We start from the raw sequence: 19,582 nt of genomic DNA, 5'->3' as shown, positions 1-19,582 counted from the left end.
TCTCTACACATTCAATCTGTTCTTGCTTTGAGTCCATCAAAACCCTTTGGGTGTTGTATGGTTAAGCCTCACGGGCAATTAGTACAGGTTAGCTCAACGCCTCACAACGCTTACACACCCTGCCTATCAACGTTCTAGTCTCGAACAACCCTTTAGGACCCTCAAGGGGTCAGGGAAGACTCATCTCAGGGCTCGCTTCCCGCTTAGATGCTTTCAGCGGTTATCGATTCCGAACTTAGCTACCGGGCAATGCCATTGGCATGACAACCCGAACACCAGAGGTTCGTCCACTCCGGTCCTCTCGTACTAGGAGCAGCCCCCTTCAATCTTCCAACGCCCACGGCAGATAGGGACCGAACTGTCTCACGACGTTCTAAACCCAGCTCGCGTACCACTTTAAATGGCGAACAGCCATACCCTTGGGACCGACTTCAGCCCCAGGATGTGATGAGCCGACATCGAGGTGCCAAACACCGCCGTCGATATGAACTCTTGGGCGGTATCAGCCTGTTATCCCCGGAGTACCTTTTTATCCGTTGAGCGATGGCCCTTCCATTCAGAACCACCGGATCACTATGACCTGCTTTCGCACCTGCTCGAATTGTCATTCTCGCAGTCAAGCGGGCTTATGCCATTGCACTAACCTCACGATGTCCAACCGTGATTAGCCCACCTTCGTGCTCCTCCGTTACTCTTTGGGAGGAGACCGCCCCAGTCAAACTACCCACCAGGCACTGTCCTCAACCCGGATAACGGGTCTAAGTTAGAACATCAACACTACAAGGGTGGTATTTCAAGGACGGCTCCACCGATACTGGCGTACCGGGTTCAAAGCCTCCCACCTATCCTACACATGTAGGGTCAATGTTCAGTGCCAAGCTGTAGTAAAGGTTCACGGGGTCTTTCCGTCTAGCCGCGGGTACACTGCATCTTCACAGCGATTTCAATTTCACTGAGTCTCGGGTGGAGACAGCGTGGCCATCATTACGCCATTCGTGCAGGTCGGAACTTACCCGACAAGGAATTTCGCTACCTTAGGACCGTTATAGTTACGGCCGCCGTTTACCGGGGCTTCGATCAAGAGCTTCGACTTACGTCTAACCCCATCAATTAACCTTCCGGCACCGGGCAGGCGTCACACCGTATACGTCATCTTACGATTTTGCACAGTGCTGTGTTTTTAATAAACAGTTGCAGCCACCTGGTATCTGCGACTCTCAATAGCTCCATCCGCAAGGGACTTCACCGTCAAGAGCGTACCTTCTCCCGAAGTTACGGTACCATTTTGCCTAGTTCCTTCACCCGAGTTCTCTCAAGCGCCTTGGTATTCTCTACCCGACCACCTGTGTCGGTTTGGGGTACGATTCCTTACAATCTGAAGCTTAGAGGCTTTTCCTGGAAGCATGGCATCAATGACTTCACATCCGTAGATGCTCGACATCGTGTCTCAGCCTTAGAGAGAGCCGGATTTACCTAACTCTCAAGCCTACGCACTTGAACCTGGACAACCGTCGCCAGGCCCACCTAGCCTTCTCCGTCCCCCCATCGCAATTGTAAGAAGTACGGGAATATTAACCCGTTTCCCATCGACTACGCCTTTCGGCCTCGCCTTAGGGGTCGACTTACCCTGCCCCGATTAACGTTGGACAGGAACCCTTGGTCTTCCGGCGAGGAGGTTTTTCACCCCCTTTATCGTTACTCATGTCAGCATTCGCACTTCTGATACCTCCAGCAAGCTTTACAACTCACCTTCAACGGCTTACAGAACGCTCCCCTACCCAATACATAAAATGCATTGCCGCAGCTTCGGTTTACAGCTTAGCCCCGTTACATCTTCCGCGCAGGCCGACTCGACTAGTGAGCTATTACGCTTTCTTTAAATGATGGCTGCTTCTAAGCCAACATCCTAGCTGTCTAAGCCTTCCCACATCGTTTCCCACTTAGCTGTAATTTGGGACCTTAGCTGGCGGTCTGGGTTGTTTCCCTCTCCACGACGGACGTTAGCACCCGCCGTGTGTCTCCCGGATAGTACTTACTGGTATTCGGAGTTTGCAAAGGGTTGGTAAGTCGGGATGACCCCCTAGCCTTAACAGTGCTCTACCCCCAGTAGTATTCGTCCGAGGCTCTACCTAAATAGATTTCGGGGGAGAACCAGCTATCTCCAGGTTTGATTGGCCTTTCACCCCTAGCCACAAGTCATCCGCTAATTTTTCAACATTAGTCGGTTCGGTCCTCCAGTTGATGTTACTCAACCTTCAACCTGCCCATGGCTAGATCACCTGGTTTCGGGTCTATATCCAGCAACTCGACGCCCAGTTAAGACTCGATTTCTCTACGGCTCCCCTAGATGGTTAACCTTGCTACTGAATATAAGTCGCTGACCCATTATACAAAAGGTACGCAGTCACACCACGAAGGTGCTCCTACTGCTTGTACGTACACGGTTTCAGGTTCTATTTCACTCCCCTCACAGGGGTTCTTTTCGCCTTTCCCTCACGGTACTGGTTCACTATCGGTCAGTCAGTAGTATTTAGCCTTGGAGGATGGTCCCCCCATATTCAGACAGGATATCACGTGTCCCGCCCTACTCGATTTCACCTAAAATGCGCTGCCGGTTACGGGGCTATCACCCTGTATCGCAGACCTTTCCAGAACTTTCACCTGACGCATTAAAGGCTTAAGGGCTAATCCAATTTCGCTCGCCGCTACTTTCGGAATCTCGGTTGATTTCTTTTCCTCGGGGTACTTAGATGTTTCAGTTCCCCCGGTTCGCCTCATTACCCTATGTATTCAGATAATGATACCTGCTTATGCAGGTGGGTTTCCCCATTCGGAAATCCCAGACTCAAATGGCTTTTACTGCCTAATCTGGGCTTATCGCAAGTTAATACGTCCTTCATCGCCTCTGACTGCCAAGGCATCCACCGTGTACGCTTAGTCACTTAACCATACAACCCCAAAGGGTCTTACAGTCAAACAACCAAAGTTGTCTGCAATTATTTAAACATGATGCAGACTCGATTTTGCCGGACTCAAATATAAACATCACAAGGATGTTTCCAAGAACACTTGAATGTGTGTTGGTACCTAAATCTCTCTTTATTTAGAGAAAGTTAGGATTTGAGAACTTTTAAATGAATAACAACGCATCTCATAGAGATGGGGATTGTTGTTATTCGTCAGCTTTCCAAATTGTTAAAGAGCTAATCACTTCTCATGAAGTAACCATTTTTAAAAGCACTTACTAAGTACGCTTAAAGATGGTGGGCGATACCGGGCTCGAACCAGTGACCCCCTGCTTGTAAGGCAGGTGCTCTCCCAACTGAGCTAATCGCCCACATGAGTTTTTCGTCTTGTGGAAGACGTCAAGAATGGTGGAGCTAAGCAGGATCGAACTGCTGACCTCCTGCGTGCAAGGCAGGCGCTCTCCCAGCTGAGCTATAGCCCCATCTTGAGAATCATTTCTGTAAAAGAAATGGTGGGTCGTGCAGGATTCGAACCTGCGACCAATTGATTAAAAGTCAACTGCTCTACCAACTGAGCTAACGACCCAATGGTATCCCGTAGGGGAGTCGAACCCCTGTTACCGCCGTGAAAGGGCGGTGTCCTAGGCCTCTAGACGAACGGGACACTAAGTTGAAGATATTGGGATATCTTCGTTCTCTTAAACTACATAAACCATCAATCTGTGTGGACACTCATCGTGAGTAATCATCGTATAAGGAGGTGATCCAGCGCCAGGTTCCCCTAGCGCTACCTTGTTACGACTTCACCCCAGTCATGAACCACAAAGTGGTGAGCGTCCCCCCGAAGGTTAAACTACCCACTTCTTTTGCAGCCCACTCCCATGGTGTGACGGGCGGTGTGTACAAGGCCCGGGAACGTATTCACCGTGGCATTCTGATCCACGATTACTAGCGATTCCGACTTCATGGAGTCGAGTTGCAGACTCCAATCCGGACTACGACGCACTTTTTGGGATTCGCTCACTTTCGCAAGTTGGCCGCCCTCTGTATGCGCCATTGTAGCACGTGTGTAGCCCTACTCGTAAGGGCCATGATGACTTGACGTCGTCCCCACCTTCCTCCGGTTTATCACCGGCAGTCTCCCTGGAGTTCCCGACATTACTCGCTGGCAAACAAGGATAAGGGTTGCGCTCGTTGCGGGACTTAACCCAACATTTCACAACACGAGCTGACGACAGCCATGCAGCACCTGTCTCTCAGTTCCCGAAGGTACAAGACTGTCTCCAGTCTCTTCTGAGGATGTCAAGAGTAGGTAAGGTTCTTCGCGTTGCATCGAATTAAACCACATGCTCCACCGCTTGTGCGGGCCCCCGTCAATTCATTTGAGTTTTAATCTTGCGACCGTACTCCCCAGGCGGTCTACTTAACGCGTTAGCTCCGAAAGCCACGGCTCAAGGCCACAACCTCCAAGTAGACATCGTTTACGGCGTGGACTACCAGGGTATCTAATCCTGTTTGCTCCCCACGCTTTCGCATCTGAGTGTCAGTATCTGTCCAGGGGGCCGCCTTCGCCACCGGTATTCCTTCAGATCTCTACGCATTTCACCGCTACACCTGAAATTCTACCCCCTCTACAGTACTCTAGTCTGCCAGTTTCAAATGCAATTCCGAGGTTGAGCCCCGGGCTTTCACATCTGACTTAACAAACCACCTGCATGCGCTTTACGCCCAGTAATTCCGATTAACGCTCGCACCCTCCGTATTACCGCGGCTGCTGGCACGGAGTTAGCCGGTGCTTCTTCTGCAGCTAACGTCAAATGATGCCGCTATTAACGACACCACCTTCCTCACTGCTGAAAGTACTTTACAACCCGAAGGCCTTCTTCATACACGCGGCATGGCTGCATCAGGCTTGCGCCCATTGTGCAATATTCCCCACTGCTGCCTCCCGTAGGAGTCTGGACCGTGTCTCAGTTCCAGTGTGGCTGATCATCCTCTCAGACCAGCTAGGGATCGTCGCCTTGGTGAGCCATTACCTCACCAACTAGCTAATCCCACCTGGGCATATCCTGACGCGAGAGGCCCGAAGGTCCCCCTCTTTGAGCCGAAGCTATTATGCGGTATTAGCCATCGTTTCCAATGGTTATCCCCCACATCAGGGCAATTTCCCAGGCATTACTCACCCGTCCGCCGCTCGACGCCGTTATCTCCACCCGAAGGCTTTGATAACTCGTTTCCGCTCGACTTGCATGTGTTAGGCCTGCCGCCAGCGTTCAATCTGAGCCATGATCAAACTCTTCAATTTAAGATTTTGTCGGCTCAATGAATACTGACTTCAAAACTACTGTGTAATTTTAAAGCTATTATCGTTCCAACAGAACGATAATGAATTGACTGTGCCAAGACTAAGTTTCCTTTTACAAAGAAAGCTAATCTCGATAGGTCACTTCGTTTCATTGAAACCTAATTTGAAGCCGAAGCTTCTAATTGGATTATCATCAACGAGTGCCCACACAGATTGATAGGTTTATATTGTTAAAGAGCGTTCTTCTTTTGTGATTAACCTCACTTCGGAAGAGGCGGTCATTTTAGCGAGATAAAGTTTAGTGTCAACCACTTTTTTCAAACTTATTTTCAAGTGTTTCCACTTGGCTAATCGACCTTGCTAACTGGGCTTTATGGTTTCGAGACATAAGCTTCGAAGCGTTCCCGTGTCAGCGAGGGGGCATTATAGAGATCAAGATTTTCTTGGCAACCCCTTTTGATGATTTTTTAGTTTTTCTTACCTTTCGGTTAAAGCTTGACCCCAAACGACCAAATATCACTCTTATCTTCACAAATTGCTAAACTTTTGAGCGAATAACGAGACCTTTTTCCAGTTAGTGTATTCGACCTCTTTACTGGTGTCCGTCTCGCCTCCAGTCATGCTCATAATTAGCTTAATCATCATTTTATCGAACCAATTATATCGTGGATAGTAAAGAGCACCTGCGAATACGCCGATTAACTTTGGTTTCCAAGATGATTTGACTAAGAACTTGCGAATGTAAGCACTGCCTTCAGGTGTGTCCTTACCTTGCGCTTCTTTTCTGGCAGTCAGATTGACACAAAAGAAGGCAACCTTATTAGAATCTAGCTGTTGTTTATACCGTTCAATAAACTGGTACAGACGTTTGTTCAAATGGCCATATCGAATTGAAGCTCCAATCAATACCTTGTCATACGATACGAAATCGATATTTTCCGCACTGTGTAGATCTTGGGTTTCCACGTCAAACTCCGCTAGTTCTTGCTCTATATAACGAAGTATCTTTTGGGTTTGCCCTTCGCGAGAAGAGTAAAGAAATAGTGCTTTGGTCACAAAAGCTCCTTAACTACGCCAAAATGTCGGAGTTAGTAGAATCAATAAAGTAAATATTTCAAGACGTCCAAACAGCATAGAGACAATTAACACCCATTTGGCTTTATCATTGACATCACCAAAATTAAGGGCGACTTCTCCTAAGCCTGGACCAAGGTTATTTAGAGTTGCGGCCACTGCAGAAAAGGCACTGAGCTCATCCATACCTGTGGCTATCAGACCTAGCATACATACGACAAAGACTAAAGCATAAGCAGAGAAGAACCCCCATACCGCATCAACCACACGTTGAGACAGTGCCGTACCACCGACTTTGATGGTGTAGACTGCTCTCGGGTGTACCAAACGCTTTAACTCACGTGCTCCTTGGAGGGTGAGTAACAAGACACGTATGACTTTCATACCGCCACCCGTTGAACCAGCACAGCCTCCGATAAAAGAAGAGAACAATAGCAATACAGGTAGAAATAGAGGCCACTCTGAAAAGCCCGTTGTCGTAAAACCAGCAGTGGTTGAGATAGACACCGTCTGGAACAGCGCCTGGTCGAACGCATCATAAACAGAATCGTAGGAATGGTGATTAAGCAAGATAAGGAAGCATACAACAAAGAGGAGTGCCTGTATGAAGATAAAAGCACGAAATTCAGGATCCTTCCAATAATACTTAGGATGAACACCACCAGACGCGAACGCGGCAAAATGCAAAGAATAGTTACACGCAGAGATCAACAAGAATACGACTGTAATCATGTTAATCGCGTAGCTATCAAAGTAGCCCATACTAGCGTCATGAGTTGAGAAGCCACCGATGGCTATCGTAGAAAAACTATGGCCGATGGCATCGAACGGTGTCATTCCCGCCAGCCAGAACGCCAAGGCACATGTGATCGTCAAGCTCAGATAGATGTACCACAGCGCCTTTGCTGTTTCAGCAATTCTTGGTGTCATCTTACTGTCTTTCACGGGGCCGGGAATCTCAGCTCGATACAACTGCATTCCCCCGATACCCAATACAGGCAAAATAGCGACGGCAAGTACAATGATTCCCATTCCACCAAACCACTGTAGGAATTGACGATAGAAAAGTACTGCTTTAGGGAGCTCATCGAGTCCAACAATGACCGTGGCTCCAGTGGTGGTCAGAGCAGAAAAAGATTCAAAAAAGGCGTCTGTTACTGACACGTTAGGGTTATCAGAGAGTAAGAAAGGAAGCGACCCCGCACTACCTATAACCGTCCAAAACAAAACAACGATAAGGAAACCATCTCGCGCTTTAAGTTCATGTTTATGGCGTCGATTTGGCCACCAGCAGATAGCACCACAGATAAGTAGGACAAAGAAAGTGGTGACAAATGGCACACCCGCTCCGTCACGATAAATCAACGCGACTAGCGCAGGCGCTAGCATTGAGACACTAAAGAGTGCGAGCAATAGCCCGACAATTCGAATAATTGAACGAAACTGCATGGATAGATGATGACTGAAGCTGAGCTTCCGACTTCCTGATTCTCTTTATTTTCCGTCTAAAGGGGTAACCAAAACTCTGGCTCCACTTTTGTTGATTATGGTTTGGGTAAAGTCACTCACATAGCGAAGCTCAATTTCCACGACCATCTTTACTTGTTCACTATAGTCAGTGTCCACTTGTTGCGCGCCAAATTGCGGCAATAGGTTCTGGATAATAGCAATTAAGCCATAGTCTAACTCCAGTAATAGCTTTGTGGTTATTTTTTTCTCAATAGTTTGAAGCAGCTTGAGAGCCTGCTGAACACCACCACCATATGCCTTGACCAAACCACCCGTGCCTAGCTTGATTCCGCCAGAGTAACGAGTAACAACTGCTGTAATCTCGCCTACACCAGCTCCCGATAGTTGAGCTAAGATAGGTTTGCCGGCTGTACCGGATGGCTCCCCATCATCACTGAACCCCCATTGCATAGAGTCTTCTGGTCGGCCTGCTACGAACCCCCCAGCAGTTATGCCTCGCATCTGAATGCTGCATTTTTACCTTCTCAACAAAAGCCTTGGCTGCCTCTACCGAAGGGGTATGTACCAGCTGAGTGATAAATACACTTTTCTTAATTTCTTCTTCAAATAGAGCAAGTTGAGCTGGAATAAGATAGGGCTGGTCGTTCATATCATTGCGTCAGTTTTTATTATCATGCCATTTTATCATGCTCTCCTAATAAGAGCCCTTAAAAGATCGGCCACAGCGCACAATGTTAAACACTTGTTTAAAAAATGTATTGAATTTAACTCTAGCTGAGTCCACACTAAAACAACTGGTCTAACCAGAATAAGAATAAAGCGACATTTCTATATGCTGGCCCACAAGCCTTATGCTTGAGGCTGGTATACGCGCAATCCCAAGATTGTATGTCATGGAGATAGATAATGATTTACCAAGCCGAAACCCTACAGGTAAAGGAATTACACGACGGTATCGCTGAGCTAAGTTTCTGCTCACCAAATTCTGTCAACAAGCTCGACCTCGCCACTCTGGAATCACTCGATAAAGCCTTGGATGCCCTGAATGCATACCAAGGTCTAAAAGGCCTGTTACTGACTTCAGATAAAAATGCCTTCATTGTCGGCGCAGATATCACAGAATTCTTAGGTCTATTTGCTAAGGAAGAAGCCGAACTCGATAAGTGGCTACAATTTGCCAACAGCATCTTCAATAAGCTTGAAGATCTGCCTGTACCAACCATTTCTGTACTGAAAGGTCATACTCTTGGTGGCGGATGTGAGTGTGTACTCGCTACTGACATGCGCATTGGTGATAAAACCACCAGCATTGGCTTACCAGAAACAAAACTCGGTATCATGCCTGGCTTTGGCGGCTGTGTGCGCCTCCCTCGCGTCATTGGTGCTGACAGTGCCATGGAAATCATCACACAAGGCAAAGCTTGCCGCGCAGATGAAGCGCTAAAAATTGGTCTGCTAGATGCTGTTGTCGACAGTGAATCACTGTATGAATCAGCACTAGCAACACTCAAACAAGCAATTAATGAGAAGCTAGATTGGCAGCAACGCCGTAAACAAAAAACCTCTGCACTGACCTTAAGTAAGTTAGAAGCCATGATGAGCTTCACGATGGCAAAAGGTTTAGTGGCACAAAAAGCAGGCCCACACTACCCTGCGCCAATGAAAGCGGTCATCGCCATTGAAGAAGGTTCACGTTTTGCACGTAATGAAGCCCTAGATATTGAACGTAAGTACTTCATCAAACTGGCTAAATCCGAAGAAGCGAAAGCGCTGGTTGGCCTTTTCCTTAACGACCAGTACATCAAGGGCATTGCCAAGAAAGCGGCAAAACATGCCAACAAACAAACTGAACGCGCAGCCGTGCTAGGTGCAGGCATTATGGGTGGCGGTATTGCTTACCAGTCGGCTCTCAAAGGCGTGCCGGTTATGATGAAAGACATTGCTCAGGCATCGTTGGACCTCGGCATGACAGAAGCCTCTAAGCTGCTCAATAAGCGCTTGTCACGCGGCCGTATCGATGGATTTAAGATGGCGGGTATACTAGCATCAATTACTCCTAGCCTACATTACGCGGGGGTTGAAAATTCGGATGTGATTGTTGAAGCCGTAGTAGAAAACCCAAAAGTCAAAGCCGCCGTATTAAGTGAAGTAGAACAACAGGTCAGCGAAGATACTGTCATCACTTCCAATACTTCAACGATCCCAATTAACTTGTTGGCCAAGTCGCTTCAGCGCCCAGAAAATTTCTGTGGTATGCACTTCTTCAACCCAGTGCACCGAATGCCTCTCGTTGAGATCATCCGTGGTGAGCACACCTCTGATGAAACCATCAATCGTGTTGTCGCTTACGCCGCTAAGATGGGTAAATCGCCAATCGTGGTCAATGACTGTCCAGGTTTCTTCGTTAACCGTGTACTCTTCCCGTACTTTGGCGGCTTCAGCATGCTACTTCGTGATGGCGCAGACTTTACTAAAGTCGACAAAATCATGGAGCGCCAGTTTGGCTGGCCGATGGGTCCAGCTTACCTACTGGATGTAGTGGGTATTGATACTGCACACCACGCACAAGAAGTCATGGCGAAAGGTTTCCCTGAGCGTATGGGTAAATCATCTCGCGACGCCATTGATGCATTGTTTGACGCCAATAAGTACGGGCAAAAGAATGGCAGCGGCTTCTATAGCTACAGTGTCGATAAACGTGGTAAACCGAAAAAGACCTTCAGTGACGAGGTTTTACCGATTTTGTCTGAAGTATGCAGTCAAGCTCAAGAGTTCGACGATCAAACCATCATTCAACGTATGATGATTCCAATGATTAATGAAGTCGTACTGTGTTTGCAGGAAGGCATTATTGCTTCTCCGCAGGAAGCCGACATGGCATTGGTATACGGTCTAGGATTCCCTCCATTCCGCGGCGGTGTGTTCCGCTACCTAGATAGTGTGGGCATCGCTGAATTTGTAGCGATGGCAGAGCAGCACCAAGGTCTTGGTGCTATGTATCAGGTTCCACAAATGCTGATTGATATGGCTGCCAAAGGCGAAACCTTCTATGGCACTCAGCAACACGGTTCTATCTAAGGAGATTCCCACATGGCTTTACAAACAAGAAACGTCGTTGTCGTAGATTGTCTGCGTACACCAATGGGGCGCTCCAAAGGTGGCGCTTTCCGACACACACGAGCTGAAGATTTATCAGCCCATTTGATGAAAGGGATTTTAGCTCGTAACCCTCAGGTTAACCCAAGCGAAATTGAAGACATCTACTGGGGCTGTGTACAGCAAACGTTAGAACAAGGCTTTAACGTTGCGCGTAATGCAGCACTACTTGCAGGCTTGCCAATTGAAATTGGCGCGGTAACTGTCAACCGCCTATGTGGTTCATCAATGCAGGCGCTGCATGATGGTACACGCGCTATCATGACAGGCGATGCTGAAATCTGTCTGATTGGTGGTGTTGAACACATGGGCCACGTACCAATGAATCACGGTGTGGATTTCCACCCAGGCATGTCTAAAAACGTCGCGAAGGCAGCGGGTATGATGGGTCTGACAGCCGAAATGCTGGGTAAGTTGCACGGCATCAGCCGTGAACAGCAAGACGAATTTGCCGCACGCTCTCATGCTCGAGCCCACGCTGCAACGGTTGAAGGTCGTTTTAAAAACGAGATCCTGCCAACAGAGGGGCACGCTGCCGATGGCACCCTGTTCACGCTAGACCACGATGAGGTGATTCGTCCAGAAACATCAGTAGAAGGGCTTTCTCAGCTTCGTCCGGTATTTGACCCTGCGAATGGTACAGTTACAGCTGGTACGTCATCCGCGCTTTCAGATGGCGCGTCCGCCATGCTGATCATGAGTGAAGACAAAGCCAATGAGCTCGGGCTAACGATTCGAGCTCGTATTAAAGGTATGGCCATTGCGGGCTGCGATCCGTCTATCATGGGTTACGGTCCAGTTCCTGCAACCCAGAAAGCTCTGAAACGAGCTGGCCTGTCAATTGAAGATATGGATGTAGTTGAGCTTAATGAAGCCTTTGCAGCTCAATCACTTCCATGTGCAAAAGACCTAGGTCTGCTAGATGTGATGGACGATAAGGTTAACCTCAATGGCGGTGCTATTGCACTAGGGCACCCACTAGGTTGTTCTGGTTCACGCATCTCAACTACATTGATCAACTTGATGGAGTCCAAAGACGCCAAGTATGGTTTAGCGACTATGTGTATCGGTTTAGGCCAGGGGATTGCCACTGTATTTGAACGCCCTTAGTTGACATTGACCTAAACAAAAAGGCCTGCTGAGCAGGCCTTTTTATTTGAACAACGAGGCTTTCTTCTCATTCAACTACAGACATCCAAGTTCATTGAGATAGTTTAAACTTCATGGCTTCAAGTCGAATGTCGTTGCGAATTGGTTTTAACTCAGTTTGATGCATAACGCAGCCAATCGTTATGTAACTTATCCCCACTACCTAAATAATCCACCATCCACTGAATCAATTTGTGATTGTCATCTTTGCGCCAAACTAGGCAACAGCGACTGATTGGCTTGTCATCTGGCAATAACTTCTCAACCAACTGACCTTCATGGATCAGTGGCATCGCGATATGACGTGGCATATAGCCTACGCCGACCCCATTTTTTAAGCACTCGATGGCACTGTACCAGTTAGGCAGCAATAAACGACGTTGGTGAGGATAATGACCAGTGTGACGTTTGGGCAGTACATTGGAAGTATCATCAAGGCAGATCGCAGGAAACTGACTGACAAATTCTTCAGTCAGGTTTTGCTGGCGTACACAAGCGTGACTAGGTGAAGTGACAAATGCCCAATCGAGGATCCCCATATCCCGAACTTCAAAATCTCCACCCACTGGAATCGCCGACGTCGCCCCAATGACAATATCAGCTCTGCCCTGAGATATGGCCTCCCAAGACCCGTTGAACACTTCCATATTGATCTGCAGCTCAGCGTAAGGAAAGGTTTGATAAAAATCTTCAATCAATGGCTTGAGACGCTCCAGTTTAACCACATTATCTAACGTCAGTTTGAGTGTTTTCTGCCAGCCGTGCGCTGCACGCTTGGTTTGCGCTTTCACTTCTTCCATCTGTCGAAGCATTGCCCTAGCCTGTTCAAGAAACACTTCACCTGCGGGCGTCAGCTCTACCTTTCTTGGTAAGCGACGAAACAGCACCACATCCAATTCCTGCTCCATTTGGCGAATGCTGTAGCTAATGGCAGATGGCACTTTATGCAAGACCTCCGCTGCCGCTGTAAAGCTGCCAAGACGAGCCACTGTATCCACCAGCTCTAACGAAGTTTGAGAAAATACACTCATAGCCACCTTTCAAATTTTTTGATGAATAACTGCAAATTTTAGCGTTTCAATTTCACTATCACGAAAAATAGAATAGCAAAGTTAATAAAAATGTTGGCGACAACTTATAACAACCCGTGAATTTTTTTGAATGGAAAGATGATGAAAATCTCTAAATTACAACTTTTCTATTTAGCCTCGTTATCAATGCTAGGTTTTATTGCCACAGATATGTACTTACCTGCCTTCAAAGCAATGGAAGGTGATTTTGCTACTGGCCCAGAACAAATTGCACTGTCCTTGACTGTGTTTCTGGTCGGTATGGCGATTGGCCAACTTTTATGGGGACTAGCATCGGACAAATTTGGCCATCGAAATACGCTAGCCGCAGGTTTAGGTTTGTTTACCCTGGCCTCTTTTGGCCTCGCTTTCAGCGATCAAGTTTGGCAATTACTGACACTTCGCTTCATTCAGGCCATCGGCGTCTGCGCTCCTGCAGTGATCTGGCAAGCGATGGTCATCAAACGTTACTCCAGCAGCAGCCAACAAATCTTCGCCACTATTATGCCGCTAGTGGCACTATCTCCCGCTTTAGCACCGCAATTGGGTGTTGTGCTGGCAGATAGCTTTGGCTGGCACAGTATTTTTGTTGCTCTGACACTAATGGGATTGTTGCTAGTAGCCACGACGATGGCACAAAGCAATGAAAAGGAGCCAGCTAAGCAGACTAGCATGAGCTCAGATATCAAAGCACTAGTAAGCTCAAAGACTTATCTGGGCAACGTCATGATGTTTGCTACCGCATCAGCTGCATTCTTTGCGTATCTGACCGGTATGCCAGAAATCATGGCTCAGCTTGGCTACGAAGCCAAAGACATCGGTCTCAGTTTTATTCCTCAGACGATCGCCTTTATGGCTGGTGGTTACTTGGGCAAAAAAGGGGGTGGCCAAATACGGGGATGAAAAAGTACTGCGTCAGTTGATTGGATTATTCAGTGTCGCCTCACTACTCGTGTTTATCGCCTCACAATGGCAGCTCACATCCATCTGGCCGATTCTTGCACCCTTCTGCTTAATTGCCGTCGCTAACGGTGCGCTTTACCCGATTGTCGTCAACCGTGCATTGGCCAGCGCTAAGCAGAGCCCAGCGACTGCGGCAGGGCTACAAAACAGCTTGCAGATCTGCGTCAGCAGTCTCGCCAGTGCGTTAGTCGCGGCGATGGCCAGCCAAGCTCAAGTAGTCACAGGTATTGCAATCGTTATTTGTATGAGCGGTCTATGGATTGGCTACATTGTTTCTAACCGTCAATTATCGCAGCAGTTTACTGCCCCAGACAATTCTCGTGTCGTCAGTGACGAGTGACCAATTAAAAAGAGCCGCGTTGTGCGGCTCTTTCTTCGACAAAGCAATTACTTGCTCTTCAATCCCCATTTCTCAGCAGTTTGTCTGAAAAAGCCTTGGATCTTTTTCAGTTCTACCCAGTGATTGATGTAGTTAATCCATACTTGGTCATCTTGCGGCAGCAGCATCGCAATCGGGGTAGGTTTGCGTGGCTCTTTTACAGGTACAATAGCGAGTTGTTTAAACTTCTCAACTAACGTTGCTGCTTCAACGTTCGATGTCACGGAAACATCTGCACGGCGAGCTAGTAACTCTTGGAAATCTCGCGCTGGCGCTTCAATCACAATGTGTTTTGCCGAAGGAAAGAATTCTTTGACCATCTTTTCTTGCACCGTCCCCAATGTCGCTGCAACTTTCACCTCTGCCTTGTCAAAATCGCTCCAGTCTGAGAACTTTTGCAGATCTTTTTCTGTACCACAGGCACGAAAGCCAAGTAGAAATACGCTTGGCTGTAGCCCGCTACCTTCGCGCGAGACATATTCAGAGAGGCACTGCCCGTAATGTCGTACTTATTGGCGGTGATGCCATTGACCAATGTTTTCCAATCCGTTGCAACATATTCAACTTTGACGCCTAAATCTTTGGCCAGCTCAGTGGTTACATCAATATCAAAGCCTCGGTAGCTATTGGTAGCCGGATCTTTCATTGTCATCGGATTCCAGTCCCCAGTCGTCCCTACCCGTAACACCCCGCTATCAAGAATCTCATGGAGTCGACTTGTCTCGGCCGCTGCCTGACCGATTGATAAAATACACAGTCCGAGTGCTAGGATGAACTTGTTCATTTAATCTTCCTTAAAGTTATTACGCTCTGTGATCGTTCACTGCTAACATAGCAGCAACAAAGCAGTTTTTTTAGACAATACAGGATGTAATGTGACCTATCGTTATTTCTGGCTGGCCACCACTCTCCTTCTCACTGGCTGTAGTGACTATCAATGGGGCTGGTATGTACTCGATCCTTCGACGGAACAAGGTCAGACAAACCTGAAGTTTCTGAGCGCAGGATTTTACGACACCATCATGATTTCGCTATTGAGCATGGCTCTGGCAATGCTAATAGGTTTGTTGGTTGCTTTACCTTCATTATCAAATTCAAGATGGATCAATGGCCTGAATAGAGTTTATGTTGAGGTCATCCGCTCGATTCCTGTACTCGTTCTGCTATTGTGGGTCTATTACGGCCTACCAACACTGCTGGATATCTCACTCGATCATTTTTGGGCAGGTGTTATCGCCCTAACCGTTGCAGAAAGTGCTTTCATGGCGGAAGTTTTTCGCGGCGGGATCCAGTCCATCGCCAAAGGGCAACATGAGGCTGCAGAGTCACTCGGACTGAATTACTGGCAAAAAATGCGCTTGGTCATCCTGCCACAAGCATTTAGACAAATCCTGCCACCACTAGGTAATCAGTTTGTCTATATCTTGAAAATGAGTTCGTTGGTCAGCGTGATTGGACTGAGCGATTTAACGCGGCGAGCAAATGAGCTGGTGGTCAATGAGTATTTACCCCTTGAGATTTATACCTTTCTGGTGCTGGAGTATCTGATTTTAATTCTGTTGGTATCGCAGGCAGTCAGGTGGTTGGAGCGACGTATTGCGATTCCAAGTAACTAGCTATAAAAACGCCGCAATAAGCGGCGTTTTTTAATAATTGAGGTTTACTTTTGTTTCACTGGGCGCTGCCAGCCTGTGATTTTGCGCTCTTTCGCGCGAGTAATCACTAACTCACCTTCTGCAACGTCTTTGGTTAATGTCGTGCCAGCGCCGACGGTTGAACCATCCGCGATAGTAACAGGAGCCACCAGCTGACTGTCAGAGCCAATAAACACATCGTTACCGATGATGGTCTTAAATTTATTTGCGCCATCATAGTTACAAGTGATCGTGCCTGCACCAATATTTGTGCGTTGACCAATTTCCGCATCACCTAAATAGGTCAGGTGATTTGCTTTAGAACCCTCGCCAATGCGTGCATTCTTCACTTCAACAAAGTTACCCACATGAGAGTCATTACGCATCTCTGCACCTGGGCGTAAACGTGTGAACGGACCAACTGTACACTCTTCACCAACCGTCGCGCCTTCAATCACACTGTAAGGGCGAATGACACTATTGTCGTCGATTTCACAATCTTTCAGTACACTTCCAGTACCAATGATCACGTTGTCGCCCAAGGTTACTTTGCCTTCAATGATGACGTTGGTATCGATTTCACAATCCATACCACACTGCAACTCACCGCGCAGATCAAAACGTGCCGGATCACGTAACATGACGCCTTGCTCCAACAACTTTTGAGCTTGCATAGACTGAAAAGCACGCTCTAAACGAGCTAACTGAGCACGGTCGTTAACGCCTTCTACTTCAATGGGGTTTACTGGATGAACAGCTTCTACCGCACGGCCTTCATCATGAGCCGCGGCAATCACATCTGTTAAGTAATATTCACCCTGAGCGTTATTGTTGTTCAGGCCAGATAACCAACGCTTAAGATCACCGCCAGTAGCAACCATTACACCAGTATTAATCTCTTTGATCAGCTTCTGCTCTTCCGTCGCATCTTTCTGCTCAACGATGGCAACAACAGGGCCATTGCGACGCACGATGCGCCCATAGCCCATCGGATTATCCAGTACCACCGTCAGCAACGCGATACCACCTGTAGGCTGCGCATCCAATAGGCTTTCTATTGTCTCTTCTGAGATCAGCGGTACATCACCGTAGAGAACGAGGATTTTCTCGTCATCTTCAAACTGAGGAGAAGCCTGATCCACAGCGTGACCAGTACCTAACTGATCCGCTTGCAGTACCCAGTTTACAGATTCCTCTGCCAACTCAGCCTGCATCTGGTCACCGCCGTGACCGTAAACCAAATGAATATTCTGCGCGCCTAAACCAGTACACGTATCAATCACATGTTTAACCATGGGTTTACCTGCCAAGGTATGCAGTACTTTTGGCTTATTCGAGTACATGCGAGTGCCTTTACCCGCTGCGAGGATCACCGCGCTAAATTTCATTCAGTAACCTATATACTTGTTGTTAAACTGATGGATATTCTAGACACTAATCAGGGATTAGTTAATTGATCTGGAAAAATTTCCGTTAAAAATTAAGCAAAAAGGCGGTCATATGACCGCCTTTATCATTTTTAAAACACCGCAATTGAATTAACGACGTTTCTTTGTCAGCTCGATAACACGTAGCTGAGCAATGGCTTTCGCCAGCTCACTGGCCGCTTGAGCGAAGTCCATATCGCCGTGCTGATTCTGGATACTCTCCTCAGCGCGACGCTTGGCTTCTTCTGCCTTCGCTGCGTCTAGTTCTTCACCACGGATAGCCGTATCAGCCAGCACAGTCGCTGTACCTGGCTGAACTTCCACCATACCACCAGAAACATAAATGATTTCTTCGTGGCCGTGCTGTTTCACAATACGCACCATACCAGGCTTGATAGCGGTCAGTAGCGGAGTGTGGCCGTGGAAAATACCTAGCTCACCTTCGCTACCGGTCACCTGAAACGTTTCAACACGACCTGAAAAGATTTTCTTCTCAGCGCTTACTACGTCTAGGTGAAAGGTTATTGGTGCCATATCGCCTCCTAGTTAGCCTTATAGCTTCTTCGCATTCTCGATAGCATCGTCAATTGCACCACAGTACATGAACGCTTGCTCTGGAATGTCGTCGTAATCACCAGCTAGTAGACCTTTGAAGCCACGTAGAGTCTCTTTAAGAGGTACGTAGATACCAGGGTCACCAGTGAATACTTCCGCTACGTGGTAAGGCTGAGTTAGGAAACGCTCAATCTTACGTGCACGAGATACAACTTGCTTATCTTCTTCAGATAGCTCGTCCATACCTAGGATCGCGATGATGTCTTTCAGCTCTTTATAGCGCTGAAGTGTCTGCTGAACGTTACGAGCGATATCGTAATGCTCTTGACCTACAACTAGAGGGTCAAGCTGACGAGATGTTGAATCTAGTGGGTCGATCGCTGGGTATAGACCCATCGCTGCGATGTTACGGTTAAGTACAACCGTTGCATCCAAGTGCGCGAACGTTGTTGCAGGAGACGGGTCGGTCAAGTCATCCGCAGGTACGTAAACCGCCTGTACAGACGTGATAGAACCTTGCTTAGTTGACGTGATACGCTCCTGAAGTACACCCATTTCCTCTGCTAGAGTAGGCTGGTAACCTACCGCAGATGGCATACGACCTAGAAGTGCTGATACTTCTGTACCCGCTAGTGTATAACGGTAGATGTTATCAACGAACAGTAGAACGTCACGACCTTCGTCACGGAATTTCTCAGCCATTGTTAGACCAGTCAGTGCAACACGTAGACGGTTACCTGGTGGCTCGTTCATCTGACCGTAAACCATTGCTACTTTTGATTCTTCAGGCTTCTCAACGTTTACAACGCCCGCTTCCTGCATTTCAAAGTAGAAATCGTTACCTTCACGAGTACGCTCACCTACACCAGCAAATACTGATAGACCAGAATGCTGAAGTGCGATGTTGTTGATAAGTTCCATCATGTTAACGGTCTTACCTACACCTGCACCACCGAATAGACCGATTTTACCACCCTTAGCGAATGGACAAACTAGGTCGATTACTTTCACACCAGTTTCAAGTAGAGCTGTCTCGTTTGATTGCTCTTCGTAGCTTGGTGCTTCACGGTGAATAGAGTAAGTCTCTTCTGCACCGATTTCACCACACTCGTCAATCGCGTCACCTAGAACGTTCATGATACGACCTAGGGTCTTAGTACCTACTGGTACCGAAATTGGAGCGCCAGTGTTAACCACTTCAACTCCACGACGTAAACCATCAGAGCTACCCATTACGATACAACGAACTACGCCACCGCCTAGCTGTTGTTGAACTTCAAGAACTAGACGCTCTTTTGAGTCCGTTACGTTTAGAGCGTCATATACACTAGGTACTTCGCTCTGTGGGAACTCTACGTCGACTACCGCACCGATGATCTGTACGATCTTACCTGTAGCCATCGTTAATCCTCTAAACTATTTCGTTTTACCTAA

Annotated in this window: 9 protein-coding genes, 4 tRNA genes, 2 rRNA genes and 3 pseudogenes; 4 read left to right on the top strand and 14 right to left on the bottom strand. The window is 47.6% G+C overall.

All coding sequences use genetic code 11. From position 1 onward, the window contains the following. Positions 1-57: 57 nt before the first annotated feature. The 9 genes and pseudogenes from KW548_02145 to KW548_02105 form a co-directional block, all read right to left on the bottom strand. Positions 58-2,948: ribosomal RNA gene (locus KW548_02145) — 23S ribosomal RNA — on the bottom strand. 313 nt (positions 2,949-3,261) lie between these two features. Further along, positions 3,262-3,337: transfer RNA gene (locus KW548_02140), tRNA-Val, on the bottom strand. A 35-nt stretch (positions 3,338-3,372) separates the two neighbouring features. After that, positions 3,373-3,448: transfer RNA gene (locus tag KW548_02135), tRNA-Ala, on the bottom strand. 28 nt (positions 3,449-3,476) lie between these two features. Further along, a tRNA-Lys gene (locus KW548_02130) sits at positions 3,477-3,552 on the bottom strand. Positions 3,553-3,554: 2 nt separating this feature from the next. Beyond that, a tRNA-Glu gene (locus KW548_02125) sits at positions 3,555-3,630 on the bottom strand. 89 nt (positions 3,631-3,719) lie between these two features. After that, positions 3,720-5,271: ribosomal RNA gene (locus KW548_02120) — 16S ribosomal RNA — on the bottom strand. Together the 16S and 23S rRNA genes with 4 tRNA genes alongside form the textbook arrangement of a ribosomal RNA operon. Positions 5,272-5,799: 528 nt before the next feature. Then, positions 5,800-6,327: a menaquinone-dependent protoporphyrinogen IX dehydrogenase gene (hemG, locus tag KW548_02115; GenBank protein QXX06936.1), complete on the bottom strand. Its 528-nt coding sequence runs from the start codon at positions 6,325-6,327 to the stop codon at positions 5,800-5,802. A gap of 9 nt (positions 6,328-6,336) precedes the next feature. Continuing rightward, positions 6,337-7,794, bottom strand: a complete 1,458-nt coding sequence (locus tag KW548_02110) for a TrkH family potassium uptake protein (GenBank protein ID QXX06935.1) — start codon at positions 7,792-7,794, stop codon at positions 6,337-6,339. Positions 7,795-7,839: 45 nt separating this feature from the next. Next, positions 7,840-8,464, bottom strand: a pseudogene (locus KW548_02105) (YigZ family protein). A gap of 257 nt (positions 8,465-8,721) precedes the next feature. On the opposite strand from KW548_02105, the gene fadB reads away from it, so the two are divergent. Further along, entirely contained in the window at positions 8,722-10,893 is a 2,172-nt protein-coding gene (gene fadB, locus KW548_02100) for a fatty acid oxidation complex subunit alpha FadB (protein ID QXX06934.1), read from the top strand. A 12-nt stretch (positions 10,894-10,905) separates the two neighbouring features. Next, entirely contained in the window at positions 10,906-12,081 is a 1,176-nt protein-coding gene (gene fadA, locus KW548_02095; GenBank protein QXX06933.1) for an acetyl-CoA C-acyltransferase FadA, read from the top strand. Positions 12,082-12,233: 152 nt separating this feature from the next. Here the strand turns inward: fadA and KW548_02090 are convergent, their stop codons facing one another. Further along, on the bottom strand, positions 12,234-13,151 hold the full coding sequence (locus KW548_02090) for a LysR family transcriptional regulator (protein ID QXX06932.1): 918 nt from the start codon (positions 13,149-13,151) through the stop codon (positions 12,234-12,236). A 141-nt stretch (positions 13,152-13,292) separates the two neighbouring features. Here KW548_02090 and KW548_02085 point away from each other — a divergent pair. Then, a pseudogene (locus KW548_02085) lies at positions 13,293-14,493 on the top strand (Bcr/CflA family multidrug efflux MFS transporter). 47 nt (positions 14,494-14,540) lie between these two features. Here KW548_02085 and KW548_02080 read toward each other — a convergent pair. Beyond that, a pseudogene (locus tag KW548_02080) lies at positions 14,541-15,316 on the bottom strand (transporter substrate-binding domain-containing protein). 91 nt (positions 15,317-15,407) lie between these two features. On the opposite strand from KW548_02080, the gene KW548_02075 reads away from it, so the two are divergent. Then, positions 15,408-16,148, top strand: a complete 741-nt coding sequence (locus KW548_02075) for an amino acid ABC transporter permease (GenBank protein ID QXX06931.1) — start codon at positions 15,408-15,410, stop codon at positions 16,146-16,148. A 44-nt stretch (positions 16,149-16,192) separates the two neighbouring features. On the opposite strand, the gene glmU is transcribed toward KW548_02075, so the two are convergent. From glmU to atpD, 3 genes are all read right to left on the bottom strand, one after another. Further along, positions 16,193-17,554 carry a bifunctional UDP-N-acetylglucosamine diphosphorylase/glucosamine-1-phosphate N-acetyltransferase GlmU gene (gene glmU / locus KW548_02070; protein ID QXX06930.1) on the bottom strand — a complete coding sequence of 454 codons (1,362 nt, stop codon included), beginning with the start codon at positions 17,552-17,554 and terminating at the stop codon, positions 16,193-16,195. 150 nt (positions 17,555-17,704) lie between these two features. After that, positions 17,705-18,127: a F0F1 ATP synthase subunit epsilon gene (gene atpC / locus KW548_02065; protein ID QXX06929.1), complete on the bottom strand. Its 423-nt coding sequence runs from the start codon at positions 18,125-18,127 to the stop codon at positions 17,705-17,707. Positions 18,128-18,145: 18 nt separating this feature from the next. After that, positions 18,146-19,549 (bottom strand): F0F1 ATP synthase subunit beta, encoded by a 1,404-nt coding sequence (atpD, locus tag KW548_02060; protein QXX06928.1) that lies wholly within the window; start codon positions 19,547-19,549, stop codon positions 18,146-18,148. Between the last annotated feature and the right edge of the window lie 33 nt (positions 19,550-19,582).

The sequence above is a fragment of the Vibrio neptunius genome (assembly GCA_019339365.1).
GTDB lineage: Bacteria > Pseudomonadota > Gammaproteobacteria > Enterobacterales > Vibrionaceae > Vibrio > Vibrio neptunius.
The sequence above is the reverse complement of the archived record's forward strand: the minus strand, read 5'-3'. Positions and strand labels throughout refer to the sequence as shown.